Genomic DNA, 17,685 nt, shown 5'->3' with positions numbered 1-17,685 from the left:
CTGTTGACGTGTCTACAGACCCGGACGCTTGCCGATCGTCAGGGTCACTTCACCGGTGTGCGCAAAGAAGTCGTTGCCCTTGTCGTCGACGACGATGAAGGCGGGGAAGTCCTCGACGTCGATCTTCCAGACGGCTTCCATTCCCAGTTCGGCGTACTCGAGGATGTCGACCTTCTTGATGCAGTCGAGCGCCAGGCGAGCGGCCGGTCCACCGATCGACCCGAGGTAGAAACCGCCGTGCGAGTTGCAGGCGTCGGTGACCTGCTTGGAGCGGTTTCCCTTGGCGAGCATGATCATCGAGCCACCGGCGGCCTGGAACTGCTCGACGTACGAGTCCATACGGCCGGCCGTGGTCGGGCCGAACGAACCGGACGCCATGCCGTCGGGCGTCTTGGCGGGGCCGGCGTAGTACACCGGGTGATCCTTGAGGTACTGCGGCATCTCTTCGCCTGCGTCGAGGCGTTCCTTGATCTTGGCGTGCGCGATGTCGCGTGCCACGACGAGCGGACCGGTCAAGGAGAGACGAGTCTTCACCGGGTGCTTGGAGAGCTCGGCGAGGATCTCCGACATCGGCTTGGTCAGATCGATCTTGACCGCAGCGCCCTTGCCGGTACCCGAAATGCCATCCGTCTCTTCGTCGAGCTGAGCGTCCGTGACCTCGGGCAGGAAACGGCCCGGGTTGAATTCGAGCTGTTCCAGGAACACGCCCTCCGGGGTGATCTTGGCCTTCGCCTGTCGATCTGCCGAGCAGGACACCGCAATGGCGACGGGCAACGAAGCGCCGTGGCGGGGGAGTCGGACGACGCGGACGTCGTGGCAGAAGTACTTGCCGCCGAACTGTGCTCCGATACCGATCTTCTGCGTCAGCTCGAAAACCTTCTTCTCGAGCTCGTGATCGCGGAAGCCGCGACCCGTGATGGCGCCTTCGGTGGGCAATTCGTCGAGATAGTGCGCCGACGCGTACTTCGCCGTCTTCATCGCGAACTCGGCCGAAGTACCGCCGACGACGATTGCAAGGTGGTAGGGCGGGCAGGCTGCGGTGCCGAGTGAGCGGATCTTCGCCTCGAGGAACTGCATCATCGAGTCGGGATTGAGGATCGCTTTGGTTTCCTGGTACAGGTAGGACTTGTTGGCGCTTCCGCCGCCCTTGGCCATGAAGAGGAACTTGTACGAGTTCTCATGTCCGGCAGCAGTATCGGCGTACAGCTCGATCTGCGCGGGCAAGTTGTTGCCGGTGTTCTTCTCGTCCCACATCGTGATGGGGGCGTTCTGCGAGTAGCGCAGGTTCAGACGCGTGTAGGCGTCGTAGACACCGCGGGCAATGGACTTCTCGTCGTCGCCGGGGGTGAGTACGTGCTGTCCACGCTTGCCCATGACGATGGCGGTTCCGGTGTCCTGGCACATCGGCAGAACGCCGGCAGCGGCGATATTGGCGTTCTTGAGCAGGTCGAGCGCGACGAACTTGTCGTTGTTCGACGCTTCGGGATCGTCGAGGATGCTCGCGAGCTGCGTCAGGTGATCCGTGCGCAGGTAATGAGAGATGTCGTGCAGCGCCGTTTCGGTCAGCAAGCGCATCGCTTCCGGCTCGACCTGCAGGAAGGTGCGGCCGTCCGGTCCCTCGACTGTCGACACCCCTTCGGTGGTGAGCAATCGGTACTCGGTGGTGTCATCACCGATCGGCAACAGGTCCTCATAGAGGAAGTCGGCCATCATCTCTCCTGAACAAGGGTGCGTGCGAAGGTCGCATTCAGGTTATCGTTGGGGGTTTCCTTCTCCGAATCGGGGCGGGTGTGAGCTGGAATTATCCGGATGCCACTGGCTCGATCAAGATACTTCGACCAGTTCGGAGAGCTCGACGCCGCGAAATTCGGCAAGTATTTCGGCCTGCTCGGCCACTGCTGCGCGGGCCGATCGTGACCACGTTCCCCACGGGGTGATCGCGACCTTCAGCTTCTTTCCGGATGCTCGTGGTCGCCACAATCCGGTGATCGTGCCACCGACCACCACCGTGCCCGGTCGCCCGAGGGTCGGCCACACCGTCTTCTGGGCGGTCGGATCGGGAACCAGGGTCTCCCGATCCTTGAGCTGTACATACGGATCGAAAGGCCCGAGCAAGCGCGTACTCGAATCGCTGGGGGAGCCGAACAAGTCTTCGCGGTCTTGTTCGAGAATCCACCGCTTCTCGCCGTTCACCTCGATCTCCTCGGCATCGACTGGCCAGTGGGCTTTGACGTCCCTGACCGGAGCATCGAGAAACGACGCGACGTGAGCAGGAGTCGCGGGGCCGTAGAACCGCAGATAACCCCGGATCACGTCGAAGCGGGAATCTGCGTCTGCGCCCGTGGCGCTGAATGGGCGTCGGCGCCAACCCGGAATGCGTTCGAGCACTGGGGGAGATGTGTCCGGCTGTAGCTCGAGGCCTGCCTGCAGTGCCGCGAGCCGGAACGGCATCTCGTACAGATGAGTGGCGTTGCACGGGCGGCAGAATCTCAGATAGGGCTCGGTGACCCGCGTGGTCAATTGCGCGGACATCTCGCCCTTGACGGTTGGTTTCGAGACGATGTCCCGCATCGCAGTAGCAACTGTTTGCAGGGCAGTCAGCGTCGGGATGCAGGCGGCCTTCAGGGGCCGATTCGCGTCGTAAATGCGCTTGGCTGCATCGGCTTCGCTGAACGGCGACGTGGCGACGGCGATGGCAGGCAGGTCACCCCGACGGTAATAGTGGGGGGCTCCGCGCAACGTCCAGGCAAGAGCGAGCTCAGTGGCGTCGACGCGGACGCCGCGGATCCGCAGGGCCCAGGCGGCTCCGTCAGGTCCGGTGTTCTGAATCCCGAGATCGAGAATGCTGCAATCGCTGTGATCGGCGTCACCGACAACCGCTCGGTCGAGTTGATGGCGGTGCCACCGGAAATTAGCTACCTGCGTGAGTGAGGTTGCGCTAGACATGATTTCAGTTTACTGGTGGGTAACCGCAGGATTTGGGGCGGTTGATCAATGCGGCGACAGAATTGGTCAAATTCGACCGATTGGCCGGAATTTTTTCAGTAGCAGACCTTATTAGTCGAAATAATGACCCCATTGTCGGAATCCTTTGCCAACTGGTCGTTCGTATGATTACTGTTACCCACGTCACGGATACATTACAGATGTGACGCAGCTGTCACAGCACTGTCGGGTGCTTTTGGCAGCTGACCTCTGACCTCTCAAGGAGATTCACATGGGTTCAATGGAAGGAATTCTCGGCGCTGTTGTTCAGGGCCTGGGATCACTGTTCAGCGCTGACGGTCTGCTCAAGACCTTCATGGGATCGGTAGAGACCATCTCCAAGGACCCCACCCCCTAATTCAGCGCGACATTGCCACGCCCGCTCCGGGTGTAGTTACTTCAATTTCGACAAACTGCAGGAGGAAACTCATGGGATCTCTCGGTGAAGCCATCGGAAGCGTCAACAACCTCGGTCAGCGTCTCGTCGACGCACTGACCACGCTCAGCGGCGGCACGGTTACGCCCAAGTAAGCGTCGTCTGACGAGAAAGGCTCACGCACTCGGTGCGTGAGCCTTTCCGTGTCGACCGGATCGAGTTTTTACGATCACGTCGGGTTTGCCTGTTTCAGGCGGTACCGTTCGAAAGGTTCCGCTGCGGAAGAGAGTGACCCGGATGATCGAGACTCGTGCGTTACGAACGGTTTTCCGCGTCTTCGTCGCGCTGACCACGGCGGTATGCGGGTTCGACCTTCTCGGCGCACCGGGTCACGCTCAATCAGTGAACAGCAGGCTGGTCGACATCTCGGTGTACTCACCGTCGATGGGGCGCGACATACCGTTGCAGGTCTTGCGGCCGGTTGATACCTCGACGCCCGCGCCGACGCTCTACCTACTCAACGGAGTAGACGGAGGAAAAGACGACGCGACGTGGTCGGTGCGGACCGACGCACCGAAGTTCTTCGCGGACAAGCACGTCAACGTGGTCACCCCTCTCGGTGGAGCATTCAGCTATTACACCGATTGGGAGCGGCCGGACCCCGGCCTCGCGAAATCCGGCAACAACAACGGGGTCAACATGTGGACCACGTTCCTGACGGAAGAACTACCGCCAGTCGTTGATTCGATGTTCGCGACGACCGGCGAGAACGCACTGGCAGGCCTGTCGATGGCAGGCACGTCGGTACTGGATCTGGCTATGGCGGCGCCCGCGCTGTACAAGAGTGTCGGGTCCTTCAGCGGGTGCGCGATGACGAGTCCGGGCATCGGGCAGGACTTCGTGAAACTCGTGGTCGCCGTCGGTGGGGGTGACGCGGAAAACATGTGGGGTCCGTACGATGGTCCGGGTTGGCCGGCTCACGATCCGGTTGTCAACGCGGACAAGCTACCTCGAATCCCGATGTACATCACAACCGCAACCGGAATTCCGGGTCCGTACGACACACTTGCCGATCCGCGGATCGGCAACGGCGTCACAGATTTGGCGTTGCAGCTTGTTCTCGGTGGCGGAATCGAGGCGGCAACTCACTACTGCACCACCCAGCTTGCGGACAGGACGAACGCTTTGGGTATGAACAACATTCGCTACAACTTCAAGCCGGCAGGAACGCATTCATGGGGATACTGGGAAGACGACTTACACGACTCGTGGCCGATGATCGCCGCGTCGCTCGGCGTGTGAGGCCCCATCGAGCAAGCCTTCGAAGCGTCGTTCTCGTCGGCGCGCTCGCCTTGATTTCACTTCTTGCGTTGCCCTCGACCGCGCTCGCCGACGAGACCCCGAAGATAACGAGTGTCACCGAACTGTCTTCGCGCTTGGTTCTTCTCGACGTCGCGAGTCCCGCCATGGGGCGCACCATGCAGGTGAAAGTGCTGCTTCCTGCCGACCGCTCGGAACCGCGCGGGACGCTGTATCTCCTGGACGGCAATTCCGGGCAGATCGAAGAGAACAACTGGCTGGCTCCGGCTAACGGCGATATCGTCCCGTTCTTTGCCGACAAGAATGTGAACGTCGTACTCCCCATCGGTGGGACCGGCACCATGTACACCGATTGGCAGGAAGATCACCCGAAATTCGGTCGTCTGAAGTGGGAGACGTTCCTGACAAAAGAGCTTCCCTCGCTGATCGACGAGAGGTTCGCGACCAACGGGCACAACGCAATCGGCGGGATTTCGATGGGCGCAGAAGCCGCGCTGATCCTGGCCCAGCGCTCAGCCGGGTTGTACGACGCGGTCGCCGGCTACAGCGGCTGCTACACAACTGTCGGGGGATTCGGCAAGGCGTTGACCGATCTTGTTGTGATCAACGGAAATGCCCGTTCGGAGCAGATGTGGGGTCCGGCCGGCAGTGAGGCTTGGCAAGAGCACGACATCTTCGCCAATGCCGACAAGCTCCGCGGAACCAAGGTGTATCTCGCCTCGGGGTCGGGACTACCAGGCCCGCACGAAACCCTCGATACTCCTGCCCTGGGGCGCGTACTGGTCGTCGGCGGGGTCATGGAACTGGGATCGAACCTGTGCACCGACCAGATCACGCAGGTGTTGCGCGATCGCGGAGTCGATGTCACCCGCAGCGCTCAACCGGTGGGGACGCACGGTTGGCCGTACTGGCGCGACGAACTCGTTCGCTCCTGGCCGATGCTCGACTCTGCGTTGTCCGCTTGAGCAGTTCCTTGCGATGAGTTTCCGCTTCGGGCCGGGTCTATAACCCTGTACACCTGTTTCGTAACCTCTCCGACAAGGACAGAACATGCCTTCCATCACTCCCTGTTTGTGGTTCGACAACCAAGCAGAAGAAGCAGCCAACTTCTACATCTCGGTGTTCGGTTCCGGGCAGATCCTGGGAATCGAAAGATACGTCGAGGGATCGCCTTCCGGAATGCCGGCGGGATCGGTGATGACCGTCAGCTTCGAGCTCGACGGTCAGCGATTCACCGGATTGAACGGCGGACCGATGTTCACGTTCTCGGAAGCAGTGTCTTTCGAGATTCCGTGCGTCGATCAGGCTGAGGTCGATCATTACTGGTCCAGGCTGACCGAGGGTGGGGAAGAGGGCCCGTGCGGATGGGCCAAGGACAAGTTTGGATTGTCCTGGCAGGTAGTCCCGAATCGCCTTCTCGAACTGATGAAGGATCCGGATCGGGCCAAGGCGCAACGCGCCACGGACGCGATGATGAAGATGAAGAAGATCGATATCGCGGAGCTCGAACGGGCCGCAGACGCGTCCTGAACACGATCTGGCCGATGGGCGACAGCCTTCGTTAGCTGATGCTAGCCTTCCCTAATTCTCGCTGGAGCGTTGGAGGAGTGCTGGTAACCATGCGAATCAAAGTCTCTCGAATGAAGATTGCAGTCACCGCCTTGGCCGCCTCGCTCGCCGTCGCCGGACTTGCCGGCTGCAGCAGCGACAGCGCTGACGCACCCGCGGAGGCGGGAGCAACCGTCTCGACCATGTTCGGCGACGTCGAGGTCCCGGCCAACCCGCAGCGCGTCGTCGCGCTCGGTTGGTCGGACGCCGAGACGGCACTTGCCCTCGGAACACAGCCGATCGGTGTCGCGGACTGGATGGCGTTCGGTGGCAAGGGCGTCGGACCCTGGATTGCGGACGAGTTCACCACGGGCCCGAAGATCCTCGGAACGATGGACTTGAGCGTCGAAGACGTCATCGCGCTCGAACCGGACCTCATTCTGTGGACGCGAAGCGACAACACGCAGGCCACCTACGACAAGCTCAGTACCATCGCGCCGACGGTCGGGCCGCCTCCAGGTCTCGCCACGGCCTACGGGACGACGGTCGAGCAGCAGACCGAACTCGTCGCGAAGGCTCTCGGCAAGGAAGCAGAAGGAAAGGCGCTACTGTCCGGCCTCAACGCCAAGTTCGACGCTGCAATTGCCGCCAATCCGAGCTTTGCGGGTAAGACAGCGGCCGTCGGCGCCTACAGTTCCGATGGTTATGGCGTGTACGTACCCGGCGACGCACGCGCAGACTTCACGACCCGCCTCGGCTTCACGATCCCGACGGCGATCACCGAAAAAGCCACCGGAAACTTCTACATCCCGGTCGCCAACGAGAACCTGAACCTGTTCGACGCGGATCTCACGGTGCTGTTTCCGATCTTCCTCGACAGCAGTGCGTTTGCGAACGATCCGCTACTGCGCGCAATCCCGTCGGCTCAGGAGGGACATCTGTTGATCCTCGATGACCCGGCACTCGTCAATGCGTTCTCGAGTGGCTCGGTACCGGGGTTGACCTACGCAATCGACAACGCCGTTCCGAAGTTTGCGAGCACGCTCGTCGCCTGATCAGAGCTGTTTCGGGACCTGCCCGTCACTGTGAGCGTGTTCGCAAACAGTGGCGGGCAGTTCTCGTGCGTCAGTACACTGGAAAAAGTGAACTTTCAGCTAACGAGCGGCGGCCCAGTGGAGATCGAAGCGACCGCTCCTCGTTTTCCGCGGATGCATGCATACGTGGATATCGCTGTTGTGATCGTGGTGCTGGTGGGAACCAATCTGATCGCGCATTTCACCACCGCCTGGGCAAGCATCGCGACGGTACCCATCTCTGCTCTCGTCCTGTTGGCGCTCACCAAGCGCCGGGGAATGGGGTGGGCGGAATTGGGGCTGTCCCCTCGTGACCTGCGGCGAGGTTCGAAGTACGCGCTTGCTGCCGTCGGCCTGGTGCTGACCGTTGTCGCCGTCGGCGCTCTGCTTCCGCTCACACGTCCTTTCTTCATGGCGGATCGCTACGCCACTATTTCCGGCGCGATCATCGCGTCGATGATCGTGATCCCGCTGCAGACCGTCATTCCCGAAGAGTTGGCTTTCCGTGGCGTCCTGCACGGCACGTTGAACCGGGTCAGTGGATTCCGCGGCGTCGCCGCTGCCGGTTCTCTGATGTTCGGACTGTGGCACATCGCGTCGTCGATGGGTTTGACCAGCGGTAACGAAGGGCTGTCCGGCTTTCTCGGTACCGGAGTCGTCGGCCAGGTCGCCGGCATCCTCGGAGCTGTTCTCGCCACCGCTGCGGCCGGTCTCGTCTTCACCTGGCTTCGTCATCGCAGCGGCAGCCTCATTGCGCCGATTGCTCTGCATTGGTCGTTGAACGGTGCCGGTGCGCTGGCTGCGGCTCTTGTTTGGCATGCAACTCTTGCTTGATCCCAATATCTGACAAAAAGGACAGCATTCGCCGCGCGGCGCCGGGTAGTTTTGTGCTTTGCTCAGTAAGTGACGCACCTTCATCGAGGCCATGTCTTCCACATCTCCGGTCGTCCGACGGTAGAGGATGCGGCGCAGTCGCTCGTCTCGATCCCTGACGGCGTCTTGGCTATCGACGATGCCGGAACGATCGTCTACTGCGGAGAATTCGAATCACTCCCGAGCGGTCTCGAAGGCGCTGAAACCCACGACCACCGACCGGGTTTCCTGCTGCCCGGATTCGTCGATGCACACATTCATTTCCCGCAGACCTACGCCGGCGACGCCTACGGCGGCGGCCAACTCCTCGAGTGGCTCGACCTGTGCGTCTTTCCCTCCGAATCGAGATTCGCTGATCCGGAGTTCGCCCAGCACGCTGCCGAGGCCTTCTGCGCTCGCCGAATCGCCACGGGAACCACGGCCGCGATGGTGTTCGGATCGGCCTTCCCGCACGCGCAGGACGCCCTGTTCTCGGAAACTCTGAAACGCGGCCTTCGAGTGGTCAGCGGACGTGGGATTCAGACCACCGGCCCGGCCTCCGCCGCCGCGCTGATCACCTCGGAAGAGGACGCGATCAGACTCACCCGCGAGGAGATCGACAAGTGGCACGCGGCCGACACCGGCGACGTGAACACTGCGCTCATTCACGTCGCAGTGGTTCCCCGCTTCTCTCTCGCGGTGACAACACGGACGCTGAAGGACTTGGGGGAGTTGTACGACTCCGTCCGTGACCGGGGCGTCTACTTCCACAGTCATCTCAACGAGAACAATCGGCCCGGAACCGGCGAGGTGGCGACCACACTCGCCGAGTACGAGGTCGAGACCTATCTCGACACGTACGACGGCAAGTTCCTCCCCGGGTCACAGGTCGGCGGAAAGAGCTTCCTGGGTCCACGCGCGATACTCGCGCACTCGGTGCACTGCCAGGACTCCGAACTCGCACGAATGGCCGAGACCGGAACCTCGATCGCACATTGCCCTACTTCCCAGCAGTTTCTCGGCTCCGGCACCATGCCGTGGAAACGAACCGTTGCGTCAGGGGTCAACATCGCGATCGGATCGGACTTCGGTGGCGGCGACGAGTGCCTGCTCACCCGAGTCCTCGGCGACGCCTTCAAGGTTCACATCTCCGAAGCCGGCGACGACGGAGTGTCGATGCACCCTGCCGAACTGCTGTTCACCGGAACACTCGCCGGTGCTCGCGCGCTGGACATGGAGAACCGGATCGGCAACTTCGACGAGGGCAAAGAGGCCGACTTCCTGGTGATCGATCCGTCCGGGTGGCCGCCGCTCGCCGGGCTCGTCAACTACGGAACGCGTTCGGATGATCCGATACTCGCCCGCGACCAGACGCTCTTCGGGCTCCTGATGGCGATGCGCGAGCCCGCGATTGCGCACGTGTACGTGCAAGGGCGCCGGATATCGGGCTGACGTGTCCGCAACTGCCATCACCGGGTACCACCGAACGAGTTCGGGATTCCGGGCGTGGGTCGAGCGTGCGGCCGAGACCGCCGGTCGATTCGACGGCTACCTGAGCTGTGGCATCAGTGATCAACCGGAACCGGTGTCGCACGGCGTGTCCGTCACTTTCGACAGTGCCGACGATCTTCATCGTTGGCTGGAGTCGACTGATCGCCGCGATCTCGAAAGATCAGCTGCTGCAACGGGAATTCTGGCGCAGACGAGTGATCTCGTTCTGATCGACGGCGTGCTGCCGCCGCCCGGTATCGGTGTGTACGACCACGCCGTCGTCGTGGGTAAGGAGAACGAGTTTCTGCGAACGCAACGACACCTCATCGATCTCAGTTCGCGATTCTCCGGCTACGAGTCGGTGATGTTGTTGCGGTCGGTCACCGACTCCACCCAGTGGAAGTCCGTCCTTCGGTTTCGGACAGAGCAGCAGTTGGCGGTGTGGATGGCGTCGCCCGAGAGGGCCGCAGCACTACCGAAACTGCGGGCCGAGTTGGCCGAGGACTTCACCGAGACCACGCGGTCGACACCGTTCGGCACCATTCTGCGTACGGAGAACGGGCAGACTCGCGCGACGCCGAATTGGAAGACGGCGATGATCATCCTGCTCGTCCTCTATCCGACGGTGATGACGCTGTCGAGGTTTCTCGGGCCGTTGCTCGACGGGATCGGAGCGCCGCCGTGGCTGTCGATGTGGTTGAGCCAGATAGTCAGCGTCGGCGCCATGACGTGGTTCCTGATGCCGACGGTCACGAGATGGTTCCGTCATTGGCTGGACCCGGTCGACGGCGCCGTTCCCCGCACCAACTGGCGCGGCGTCGCGGCGGTAATTGCGGTGTACGCAGTGACTCTGACGCTCTTCGCGTCGGTGAAGTGGCTGCAGTTCTGGGACTACTTCGACTGAATCCGGCCTCGGCGGAAGTAGGTGAGTGGCCCGAAGAAGTTGACGAAGATGATCGCCGCCCACTTCTTCTTGCTGCCGTTGACCGTATTGGCAGGGCGTCGCGCCAGGTCTGTCCACGCGGCGATCGCCAACAGGGACTGAATCGTTGCGAGCACGGCGACGACGCGGCGTTGCGCGGGTGACAGCTCACTCCAGGATTTCTTTTTTGTGAGGTTCATGAACTCCACTGTGCCCTCGAACGTTCGATTGGTGGCGAGATAGGGCTGCTATCGGAGCCTGGAGTTCCGCAAATCGGTGTGAATAGCGTCACCATGATGACTGCTAGGTACGGTCCCGCGGTCAGTCGGGATGGTCGTTTTCGGCGTAAAGATCTCGCTAACTCGAACTGTGGCTGAATGTTTGCGCCCGGACTAAGCTCGCGTGGCCACATTGCCGCGGGGGATTTGGCCAATCTGCTGGTACGCGCTCTAGCGGGAGCAACGCCCTCTCTGTTAAGTAAGGCTTGCCAATCTTGCGGTCCGCCTACAGGTTTGATGCTGCCAGATAGCTGTTATCGGGAACGATGTTCGGAATACGTCAATAAATCGTCCGTAGGTGACAGTTTGATCACTGCCGGTGGGCGTCACCTGTGTGTATGTCCGTGTCCCGAAGGGGTCGAAATGTAACGTCCCGGACACATTTGGTGTCGCGGAAGTAACGGAAGACCTCTACTCTTATCGCCAGCAGCCACTCACGTGGCGGCAATCCTCTGGACCGTATCTTCGACAGGAGCACATCGCATGAGCAGCGCAGAATTCTCGGATGCCTTCACCTTCCTCAACGACTTCTTCAGCAACGCGTCTGATCTCTTCAGCGCTCTGAGCTTCTTCACCTCGCTCAGCTGATAGCTTCCGGCCGCTAGGCCGACTCAGTGGCCCCCGAAGACGATGTCTTCGGGGGCCACTGAGTCTGTCTGACTATCTGTCTAGCGTCCAATTTGGTGACAATGTGAGCATTGTTGGCCAAGTGCATGGCGGGGTTGATGTGACTGTGGTGGAATGCGAGCGAAAGAAGATAGCTTGCCTGCCCGCCACTTCGAGCGGGACACGCCGATGATCGGAGCTTTGTGCACGTCTCGCGAAGAAACCTCTTCAAGTACGCAGCGGCTGGATCGGCGGCTGCCGGACTCGCTGCATTGAGCGGTACGACGTCGGTGGCCAATGCCGGTTCGCTCGGGACCCTGCTCGATTACGCCGCCGGTGTGCCGTCCGCTCAGGCAATCAAGGCCGCCGGGTATGCGGGCGCCATTCGATACGTCTCGGACAGGCGCCCGGGCGCCGATTGGATGGTCGGCAAGCCCGTACTGGCGCGGGAAACCGACGCGTTGACCGCGGCCGGACTTCAAGTCGTTTCTTGCTATCAATTCGGCAAGGGCGGAACGGCGGACTGGCGCGGGGCCCGCGAAGCGGGCAAGCGTCATGCTGCCCGTGGCCTCGAACTACATGCGGCGGCTGGTGGGCCGTCCGGTCGCCCGATCTACGCGTCGATCGACGACAACCCGACCAGTACTGAAATCACTACGCTGATCGCGCCGTACCTCGAGGGGTGGGCCTCGGTTGTCGGCAACGGAGCGCTCGGCGTCTACGGAAACACTCGCGTGATCGACGCAATGATCAGTGCCGGCGTCGGAACCTGGTTCTGGCAGCACAACTGGGGCTCGTCCGCAGGGTATGTGCACCCGCGGGCAAACCTGCATCAGTTCGAGATCGACAAGCGCAAGGTCGACGGCGTCGGCGTGGATCTGAACTCGATCCTCACTCGGGACTACGGGCAGTGGTCGTTGGCCGGTGCGGTCGGTCCGGCCCAGCCGGTCGGATCCTCGTTGCCGACAGGATCTATCGCACCATAGCGCCGAATTTGGCGAGCCAGGCCTTGGCGTCATCGGGGAGGGTGCCCGCCGCTTCCGCGGCGAGGCACCATGCTTTTGCCATCGACAGGAAGTTCATCGGGTTGTAGGCGTCTTCTTCGCGAGACCACAGTCCGTTGCCGGCGTAGTGCAGGATCGTGATGTTGGCGGCTCCGTGCTTGGATCCGTCACCCGGATCCTCCATCGGGTTGTCGATCTCGCACACGATCCATCCGCGCTGCTCGTCGATCACGAACCAGTTGGCCGGGAATTCGGTCATGCGGTGCCCCGGGAACTCCGTCATCGTGCGAGTGACCCACTTGCGTACGGCCTCTCGGCCATTGAGGGTGCCGAAAGCGTGTTCCACGTAGACGACGTCCTCGGTGAACATGTCCGCGAAGGCGTTCCAATCGCCGGAACGAGTGCACTCGACAACGGTGTTCTGGTAACCCGCGAAGGCGTCTTCGAGTTCGGTGCGTGACCAGGTCATGAAAGGCTCCTCGGGTAGTCGTCGCCTCAAATTAGAACACGTTGCAGAATTGATTGTCGGCGATTCGATGGAGAAGAGTTCTGCGGTACCGTCGTTGTCGGGTCGGGGACCCGTTATGTGAGAGGGCACCACGTGGATATCATCATCAATTTCATCTACACACTTCTGTCGAAGTTGCAGACGGGCAGCATCGAAGGCTCTTCGGAGAAGTGAGTCCTCCGCCGGGTTGATTCCCTTACGAGACTTTCTGTTTGGGAATCAACCCGGCGAACACCATCGTCACGACGGCGGCGGCGATGGAGATCAGGAACGTGGCACGAAACGCCTCGAACGAGGGGATCACTGCGGTGCCGACGGTGATGGTCATTCCGGCCAGGACGACGCTCACGATCGCGGCAGACGTCGACGTGCCGATCGATCGCATCAGTGAGTTCAGTCCGTTCGCGGCTGCAGATTCCGTGATGGGGACTGCGCCCATGATCAAGGCCGGCATGGCCGAGTACGAGAGCCCGACGCCCGCTCCGATGAACATTCCGGCCACGGCGACCTGCCAGACGCTCGACACCGTGAAATATGCGAAGGCGTAACCCAATCCGATGACGAGGGCGCCGAGCATCAACGTGATTCGCGGGCCGCGCCACGCCGAAATTCGAGCGGAGACGGGCGAGAGCGCCATCATGACGAGTCCGCCGGGGGCCAGTGCGAGCCCCGCTGCAACCATGGACAGTCCGAGTCCGTAACCGGTGGACGTCGGTGCCATGAGCAGTTGGGGGAGCGTCAGGGAATTGCCGTACATGGCAAAACCGACGGCGATCGACGCGAAGTTGGTGAAGAGAACTTGCGGCCGGGCCGATACGCGGAGGTCCACCAGCGGTGCGTTGCGTCGAAGTTCCCACCATCCCACACCAGGAAGCTGAGCGCGGAAACCGCAAGGAGCCCCAGGGTTTTCGCGTCGCCCCATCCCCAGGTTCCGCCCTTGGTGATGGGGAGTAACAGGGTGATCAGACCAACGGTGAGGCCGAGCGCACCGACGAAGTCGAAACGTCCCGGGCGTCGTACGGTCGATTCGGGAATGACGAACGCAACCAGTGCGATGCAGATCAGCCCGAACGCTGCCGATGTGACGAAGAGGAAGTGCCAGTTGGCATTCTGGGCGATCACCGCGGCGATCGGCAGTCCGATCGCACCGCCGACGCCGAGGGTGGCGCTCATGACCGCCATCGCGCCGGCCACTTTCTTCGGTGGAAGAACGTCACGAATGATGGCTATGCCCAATGGAATTGCCCCGACCGATGCTCCTTGAAGTGCACGGCCGACAACGAGCACGATCAGTGATGGTGCGATCGCGCAGATGGCCGAGCCCAGAACGACCATCGCGAGACTGACCAGCAGCATTCGTTTCTTGCCGAACATGTCGCCGAGGCGCCCGCTGATCGGCGTGATCACCGCGGCGGCGAGGAGTGTTGCGGTGACCGCCCACGAGGTGTCGGCGGGAGTGGAGTTCAACAGGTGCGGCAATTGCGGAATGATGGGGACTACCAGCGTCTGCATCAAGGCGACGACGATTCCGCACAGTCCTAGAACGGTGAGCACTGGACCCGAGGATGCGTAGTTCGTGTCGGGGATTTTCTCGTCGACATTGGACGACCCTGCGTGAACGGACATGCGGCTCCCGCCATGGCGTGTTCTGATTGGTGCGTTCGCCCCAGTGTGCACGCTACACATCGTGTGTAGTCTGCACAATATGAGGATGGACCGGGACCCTGATCTGGTGAATATCGAGTACGAGTTGACTCTGCTCTCGCGTTACCACGCGCTCGCACAACGGGCCGAACTTCATCTGGACCGGTCGGCGTATCTACTGCTCGGTCGACTGGAATTGCAACATCCCATGAGCCTCAAGGAACTCTCCTGCGCTTTCTCGCTCGACATCTCCACCATCAACCGGCAGATCGGCGCGCTGAGGCGTCAGGGCTTGGTGGAGCGAGTGGAGGATCCGGACGGAGGGCTCGCGCGAAAGGTCCGGCCGACGGCGCAGGGGCTGTCGAAACTTCGTGCTGATCGCGAACATTCGACAGCCGGTGTCGAAAAGGTCCTCCGCGAGTGGACGCCGGAGCAGCGTCTCGCGCTCGGTGACCTACTGCGGCAATTCAATACCTCGGTCGAAGCGCTGGAAGGCCGCGAATGGCCGCGACCGAATCAGGTCTGAGAGTGCGAGACGGATCGTAGTGAGCGGTCCGGATCGCTCGAATCCGATTCCGGCGCAATGACAACAAGTTTCGGGTGTTCTTCGGGGGCTGCATGATTTCCACGCCAGGAGAGCAGTGACCAACGTGAGAGACCGGACAGCGCGGACCCGAGACTGGCGAACGAGCCCGAACTCAGGACCGACGCCGTAGACCCGATGCTTCCGATCGAAAGAAAAGAGCCGACGCTACCGATCGACAGGATCGAGTACGCCGATCCGATCGAGAGAATGGACCCCTCGGATCGGATGGACAGTATCGATCGCGTCGACTTGTGTGACCGTATCGACTGGTCTGGGCCGGATTTCTTCTCTGGACGACCGTGCGTGATGTCCACTCGTAGATGTCCCATCTATCGGGTCTATCACGGTGATCGGAGATGCAAAAGGGACCCACCGAAATTCGGTGGGTCCCTTTCACAAGACTTCGATCAAGCTACCGCGAACATGCCCACGGTCGGAAGGAAGCTGCAGGTGATGCGATCTGCGCCTTCCGGCTGGGTGGTCAGCGAACCGCTGATCACCGAGAGAACGCGTCCGGGGCCGGTATCGGCGATAGCCGACAGAGTGGCTGGGCCGTCCGGGTTGATGCGTGCGGCGTTGGTCAAGTTCTGGGTGGCGCTGCGCTGGTTGTCGATGTTGACCCAGGTGACGGTCATCGGCACCGGCTGGTCGTCGACGGCGGGAGCCGTACCGAGAGCGGTGAAGACGAATCCGGCCTGACCGGCAGCGGGACCGGGAGGAGGCAGGTGAGCCGGGCCGGGAACGGCAAGTGCGGTTCCGACCGAATCGGCGGTGGCCGAGATGCAGCCCTTGCCAAGCGTCGGGTAGAGGAACTGCGCGATGACGGGGGCGTTCTCGTCCGGGATCGCCGGTCCGCCGCCGCCGCTGCCGTCGAGGAAGGTGATGACCTTCTCGAGGGTGGCCTTGATCTCGGGCGGAATGCCGGGGGAGTTCAGGATCGCGCGAGCCTGGTCGAGCAACGCTTGCTGCGGTCCGCCTGCAACATCGGCCGGACCTGCGGCGGCGCCGATGATGGCGGGCGCAAACGATGCGAGGAACTCGATCGGCACACTTTCGGGTGCGGGCGGTGCTGCCGGATCGGCCATTGCCTGTGCCGGCAATGCCAGTCCTGCTACTGCGGCAATAGCGACGGCGGTGAACGCCTTTCGCATACCTCGGGTTCGAAGCACTGTTTCCCCATCCTTAGTCATACCGCGCGGGCGCCTAGGCGAGCTCCGCGTTTGACGGCTCGAGGGGTCACTCTATGTACAGAGCCCCCGGGTTGTACAGCTGTTCAGTTGCTGAGCAGCTACGCACCGGGGGGAGTCTATGGCATGACCGGCCTCGATCGTGATTTACGGCGACCATACCTGTGACTGAAGTGATCTATGTGAAAGTTGATGCAACTGTTACGTCAGATTGCGAGGTTTGTTCACTCGAAGATCAGTCGAAACGGACCGAATCGTCGACGAGTACGTCAATTCGACGGGCAAGGTCGAAGTCCAGTTCCGTGAGACCGCCCGCCGAGTGTGTCGAAAGCGTGTACGTGACCTTTCGCCAGCGAACGTCGATGTCGGGATGATGATCCGCGGCCTCGGCGACTGCCGCGATGCGTTGAAGAAGCGCGATGGCGTCCGGGAATGTCGCGGAGTCGACCGTGCGAGTGATCGACCCTGGCGACAGTTGCCAGGCGGGCAGTTCGTCGAGAGCGTTTTGGATCGCGGAGTCGGACAACAAAGTGGCCATACTCCATCATGGTGCGATGAGTGATGCACCTGCAAGGGATCGGGAAGTTGTCGCCGGTGCGATCTTCCGCGAGGGAAGGCTGCTCCTCGCGCAGCGGACGAGTCCGCCGGCTTTGGCCGGTCGTTGGGAGCTGCCGGGCGGGAAGGTCGAAGAATTCGAATCGCCACAGAACGCGTTGGCGCGGGAGCTGCTCGAGGAACTGGCGGTCGAGGTGAGATGCGGCGCCAGAATCGGCGTCGACGTGCCACTGTCGCCTGGGTTGGTCCTGCGGGCCTACCGGGCGGAGTTGGTGTCGGGAGAACCGGTCGCGCTCGACCATGCTCAATTGACATGGGTCGACGCCGAAGAACTGTTGTCGATGGATCTGGTGGACAACGATCGAGCCTGGATCCCCGAGTTACTCGCGGAATTGAGCGCGCTTACGCCGCACGAGCCTTCTTGAGACCCGCTTTCAGTTCCTTCTTGGATGCGCCCTCGTTCTCGAGCTTCTTCATCCGCATGATGACGACGGGACACTTGATGCACCGCGTCTTCTTGCGGCAGCACTTCTTCTTCGGCTTGAGCTGCGAGACCTTGCTTGCCTTGACTTTTCCCATGTGACGCTGCGGCTTTCCTGTTTCACTACGGCGGAGAGCCCGCTCTTGGAACGAGGTTAGCGTACCCTTAAATGACCTGTTTCTCCAGGTCGTAATCCTACGCGCATCGGCGTGGTGCAGATCACTATTCGCTGGTGGGGGCGGTGATAGAGGCCGCACAATGCAGGAGTA

At 61.6% G+C, this 17,685-nt stretch carries 19 protein-coding genes and 1 pseudogene; 11 read left to right on the top strand and 9 right to left on the bottom strand.

The genetic code is table 11. The features are described from left to right. Positions 1-12 precede the first annotated feature (12 nt). Complete coding sequence (locus ACBG85_RS20025; RefSeq protein WP_007726313.1) at positions 13-1,710, bottom strand: fumarate hydratase; 1,698 nt, start codon at positions 1,708-1,710, stop codon at positions 13-15. A 114-nt stretch (positions 1,711-1,824) separates the two neighbouring features. Further along, positions 1,825-2,946, bottom strand: coding sequence for a winged helix DNA-binding domain-containing protein (locus tag ACBG85_RS20020; RefSeq protein WP_372024503.1), 1,122 nt, complete (start codon positions 2,944-2,946; stop codon positions 1,825-1,827). A gap of 271 nt (positions 2,947-3,217) precedes the next feature. On the opposite strand from ACBG85_RS20020, the gene ACBG85_RS20015 reads away from it, so the two are divergent. From ACBG85_RS20015 to ACBG85_RS19980, 8 genes are all read left to right on the top strand, one after another. After that, complete coding sequence (locus tag ACBG85_RS20015; protein ID WP_019744544.1) at positions 3,218-3,343, top strand: hypothetical protein; 126 nt, start codon at positions 3,218-3,220, stop codon at positions 3,341-3,343. A gap of 315 nt (positions 3,344-3,658) precedes the next feature. Then, a complete protein-coding gene (locus tag ACBG85_RS20010) occupies positions 3,659-4,663 on the top strand; it encodes an alpha/beta hydrolase (protein ID WP_372024501.1) in 1,005 nt (334 codons plus the stop codon). After that, positions 4,660-5,646 carry an alpha/beta hydrolase family protein gene (locus ACBG85_RS20005; RefSeq protein ID WP_354541571.1) on the top strand — a complete coding sequence of 329 codons (987 nt, stop codon included), beginning with the start codon at positions 4,660-4,662 and terminating at the stop codon, positions 5,644-5,646. Before ACBG85_RS20010 ends, ACBG85_RS20005 begins: the two co-directional genes overlap by 4 nt. 85 nt (positions 5,647-5,731) lie before the next feature. Next, entirely contained in the window at positions 5,732-6,211 is a 480-nt protein-coding gene (locus ACBG85_RS20000) for a VOC family protein (RefSeq protein ID WP_003945229.1), read from the top strand. 110 nt (positions 6,212-6,321) lie between these two features. Continuing rightward, the gene (locus ACBG85_RS19995; protein WP_372024500.1) at positions 6,322-7,284 is read left to right on the top strand and encodes an iron-siderophore ABC transporter substrate-binding protein; all 963 of its coding nucleotides are present in this window, start codon (positions 6,322-6,324) and stop codon (positions 7,282-7,284) included. Positions 7,285-7,437: 153 nt separating this feature from the next. After that, positions 7,438-8,136 carry a CPBP family intramembrane glutamic endopeptidase gene (locus tag ACBG85_RS19990; protein WP_020908494.1) on the top strand — a complete coding sequence of 233 codons (699 nt, stop codon included), beginning with the start codon at positions 7,438-7,440 and terminating at the stop codon, positions 8,134-8,136. A gap of 69 nt (positions 8,137-8,205) precedes the next feature. Continuing rightward, positions 8,206-9,606 (top strand): amidohydrolase family protein, encoded by a 1,401-nt coding sequence (locus tag ACBG85_RS19985; protein WP_372024497.1) that lies wholly within the window; start codon positions 8,206-8,208, stop codon positions 9,604-9,606. Between the two features lies 1 nt (position 9,607). Then, a complete protein-coding gene (locus ACBG85_RS19980; protein ID WP_007726302.1) occupies positions 9,608-10,549 on the top strand; it encodes an antibiotic biosynthesis monooxygenase in 942 nt (313 codons plus the stop codon). Here the strand turns inward: ACBG85_RS19980 and ACBG85_RS19975 are convergent. After that, on the bottom strand, positions 10,537-10,767 hold the full coding sequence (locus ACBG85_RS19975) for a PLD nuclease N-terminal domain-containing protein (protein ID WP_007726301.1): 231 nt from the start codon (positions 10,765-10,767) through the stop codon (positions 10,537-10,539). The genes ACBG85_RS19980 and ACBG85_RS19975 overlap by 13 nt on opposite strands. 887 nt (positions 10,768-11,654) lie before the next feature. On the opposite strand from ACBG85_RS19975, the gene ACBG85_RS19970 reads away from it, so the two are divergent. Then, complete coding sequence (locus ACBG85_RS19970; protein WP_372024494.1) at positions 11,655-12,437, top strand: DUF1906 domain-containing protein; 783 nt, start codon at positions 11,655-11,657, stop codon at positions 12,435-12,437. Here ACBG85_RS19970 and ACBG85_RS19965 read toward each other — a convergent pair. Together ACBG85_RS19965 and ACBG85_RS19960 are read right to left on the bottom strand one after the other, a co-directional pair. Next, the gene (locus ACBG85_RS19965) at positions 12,424-12,924 is read right to left on the bottom strand and encodes a nuclear transport factor 2 family protein (RefSeq protein ID WP_372024492.1); all 501 of its coding nucleotides are present in this window, start codon (positions 12,922-12,924) and stop codon (positions 12,424-12,426) included. The genes ACBG85_RS19970 and ACBG85_RS19965 overlap by 14 nt on opposite strands. 235 nt (positions 12,925-13,159) lie before the next feature. Further along, a pseudogene (locus tag ACBG85_RS19960) lies at positions 13,160-14,589 on the bottom strand (MFS transporter). A gap of 85 nt (positions 14,590-14,674) precedes the next feature. On the opposite strand from ACBG85_RS19960, the gene ACBG85_RS19955 reads away from it, so the two are divergent. Continuing rightward, positions 14,675-15,133 carry a MarR family winged helix-turn-helix transcriptional regulator gene (locus tag ACBG85_RS19955; RefSeq protein ID WP_003945257.1) on the top strand — a complete coding sequence of 153 codons (459 nt, stop codon included), beginning with the start codon at positions 14,675-14,677 and terminating at the stop codon, positions 15,131-15,133. Here the strand turns inward: ACBG85_RS19955 and ACBG85_RS19950 are convergent. The 3 genes from ACBG85_RS19950 to ACBG85_RS19940 form a co-directional block, all read right to left on the bottom strand. After that, positions 15,124-15,522, bottom strand: a complete 399-nt coding sequence (locus tag ACBG85_RS19950) for a hypothetical protein (RefSeq protein WP_042448789.1) — start codon at positions 15,520-15,522, stop codon at positions 15,124-15,126. The genes ACBG85_RS19955 and ACBG85_RS19950 overlap by 10 nt on opposite strands. A 78-nt stretch (positions 15,523-15,600) precedes the next feature. Next, complete coding sequence (locus tag ACBG85_RS19945) at positions 15,601-16,344, bottom strand: hypothetical protein (protein WP_003945233.1); 744 nt, start codon at positions 16,342-16,344, stop codon at positions 15,601-15,603. A 271-nt stretch (positions 16,345-16,615) separates the two neighbouring features. Next, positions 16,616-16,918 (bottom strand): 4a-hydroxytetrahydrobiopterin dehydratase, encoded by a 303-nt coding sequence (locus ACBG85_RS19940; protein ID WP_003945236.1) that lies wholly within the window; start codon positions 16,916-16,918, stop codon positions 16,616-16,618. A gap of 16 nt (positions 16,919-16,934) precedes the next feature. Between ACBG85_RS19940 and ACBG85_RS19935 the strand changes: the two genes are divergently transcribed. Continuing rightward, positions 16,935-17,360, top strand: coding sequence for a (deoxy)nucleoside triphosphate pyrophosphohydrolase (locus ACBG85_RS19935; RefSeq protein WP_007726279.1), 426 nt, complete (start codon positions 16,935-16,937; stop codon positions 17,358-17,360). Here ACBG85_RS19935 and ACBG85_RS19930 read toward each other — a convergent pair. Next, on the bottom strand, positions 17,338-17,514 hold the full coding sequence (locus tag ACBG85_RS19930) for a hypothetical protein (RefSeq protein ID WP_003945207.1): 177 nt from the start codon (positions 17,512-17,514) through the stop codon (positions 17,338-17,340). The two genes, ACBG85_RS19935 and ACBG85_RS19930, sit on opposite strands and share 23 nt — an antisense overlap. Positions 17,515-17,685 lie beyond the last annotated feature (171 nt).

The organism is Rhodococcus sp. NyZ502, from assembly GCF_041464245.1.
GTDB lineage: Bacteria > Actinomycetota > Actinomycetes > Mycobacteriales > Mycobacteriaceae > Rhodococcus_F > Rhodococcus_F qingshengii.
Note: the sequence above shows the minus strand (reverse complement) of the source record. Positions and strands in the feature narration are given on the sequence as shown.

What these genes read in the sequence shown, in the direction of transcription:
- ACBG85_RS19975 (WP_007726301.1), bottom strand. Translation starts at nt 10,767, where the DNA reads ATGAACCTCACAAAAAAGAAATCCTGGAGTGAGCTGTCACCCGCGCAA.
- ACBG85_RS20015 (WP_019744544.1), top strand. Translation starts at nt 3,218, where the DNA reads ATGGGTTCAATGGAAGGAATTCTCGGCGCTGTTGTTCAGGGCCTGGGA.
- ACBG85_RS19940 (WP_003945236.1), bottom strand. Translation starts at nt 16,918, where the DNA reads ATGGCCACTTTGTTGTCCGACTCCGCGATCCAAAACGCTCTCGACGAA.
- ACBG85_RS20000 (WP_003945229.1), top strand. Translation starts at nt 5,732, where the DNA reads ATGCCTTCCATCACTCCCTGTTTGTGGTTCGACAACCAAGCAGAAGAA.
- ACBG85_RS19930 (WP_003945207.1), bottom strand. Translation starts at nt 17,514, where the DNA reads ATGGGAAAAGTCAAGGCAAGCAAGGTCTCGCAGCTCAAGCCGAAGAAG.
- ACBG85_RS20025 (WP_007726313.1), bottom strand. Translation starts at nt 1,710, where the DNA reads ATGGCCGACTTCCTCTATGAGGACCTGTTGCCGATCGGTGATGACACC.
- ACBG85_RS19990 (WP_020908494.1), top strand. Translation starts at nt 7,438, where the DNA reads ATGCATGCATACGTGGATATCGCTGTTGTGATCGTGGTGCTGGTGGGA.
- ACBG85_RS20020 (WP_372024503.1), bottom strand. Translation starts at nt 2,946, where the DNA reads ATGTCTAGCGCAACCTCACTCACGCAGGTAGCTAATTTCCGGTGGCAC.
- ACBG85_RS19945 (WP_003945233.1), bottom strand. Translation starts at nt 16,344, where the DNA reads ATGCGAAAGGCGTTCACCGCCGTCGCTATTGCCGCAGTAGCAGGACTG.
- ACBG85_RS20010 (WP_372024501.1), top strand. Translation starts at nt 3,659, where the DNA reads ATGATCGAGACTCGTGCGTTACGAACGGTTTTCCGCGTCTTCGTCGCG.
- ACBG85_RS19995 (WP_372024500.1), top strand. Translation starts at nt 6,322, where the DNA reads ATGAAGATTGCAGTCACCGCCTTGGCCGCCTCGCTCGCCGTCGCCGGA.
- ACBG85_RS19950 (WP_042448789.1), bottom strand. Translation starts at nt 15,522, where the DNA reads ATGGGACATCTACGAGTGGACATCACGCACGGTCGTCCAGAGAAGAAA.
- ACBG85_RS19935 (WP_007726279.1), top strand. Translation starts at nt 16,935, where the DNA reads ATGAGTGATGCACCTGCAAGGGATCGGGAAGTTGTCGCCGGTGCGATC.
- ACBG85_RS19965 (WP_372024492.1), bottom strand. Translation starts at nt 12,924, where the DNA reads ATGACCTGGTCACGCACCGAACTCGAAGACGCCTTCGCGGGTTACCAG.
- ACBG85_RS19955 (WP_003945257.1), top strand. Translation starts at nt 14,675, where the DNA reads ATGGACCGGGACCCTGATCTGGTGAATATCGAGTACGAGTTGACTCTG.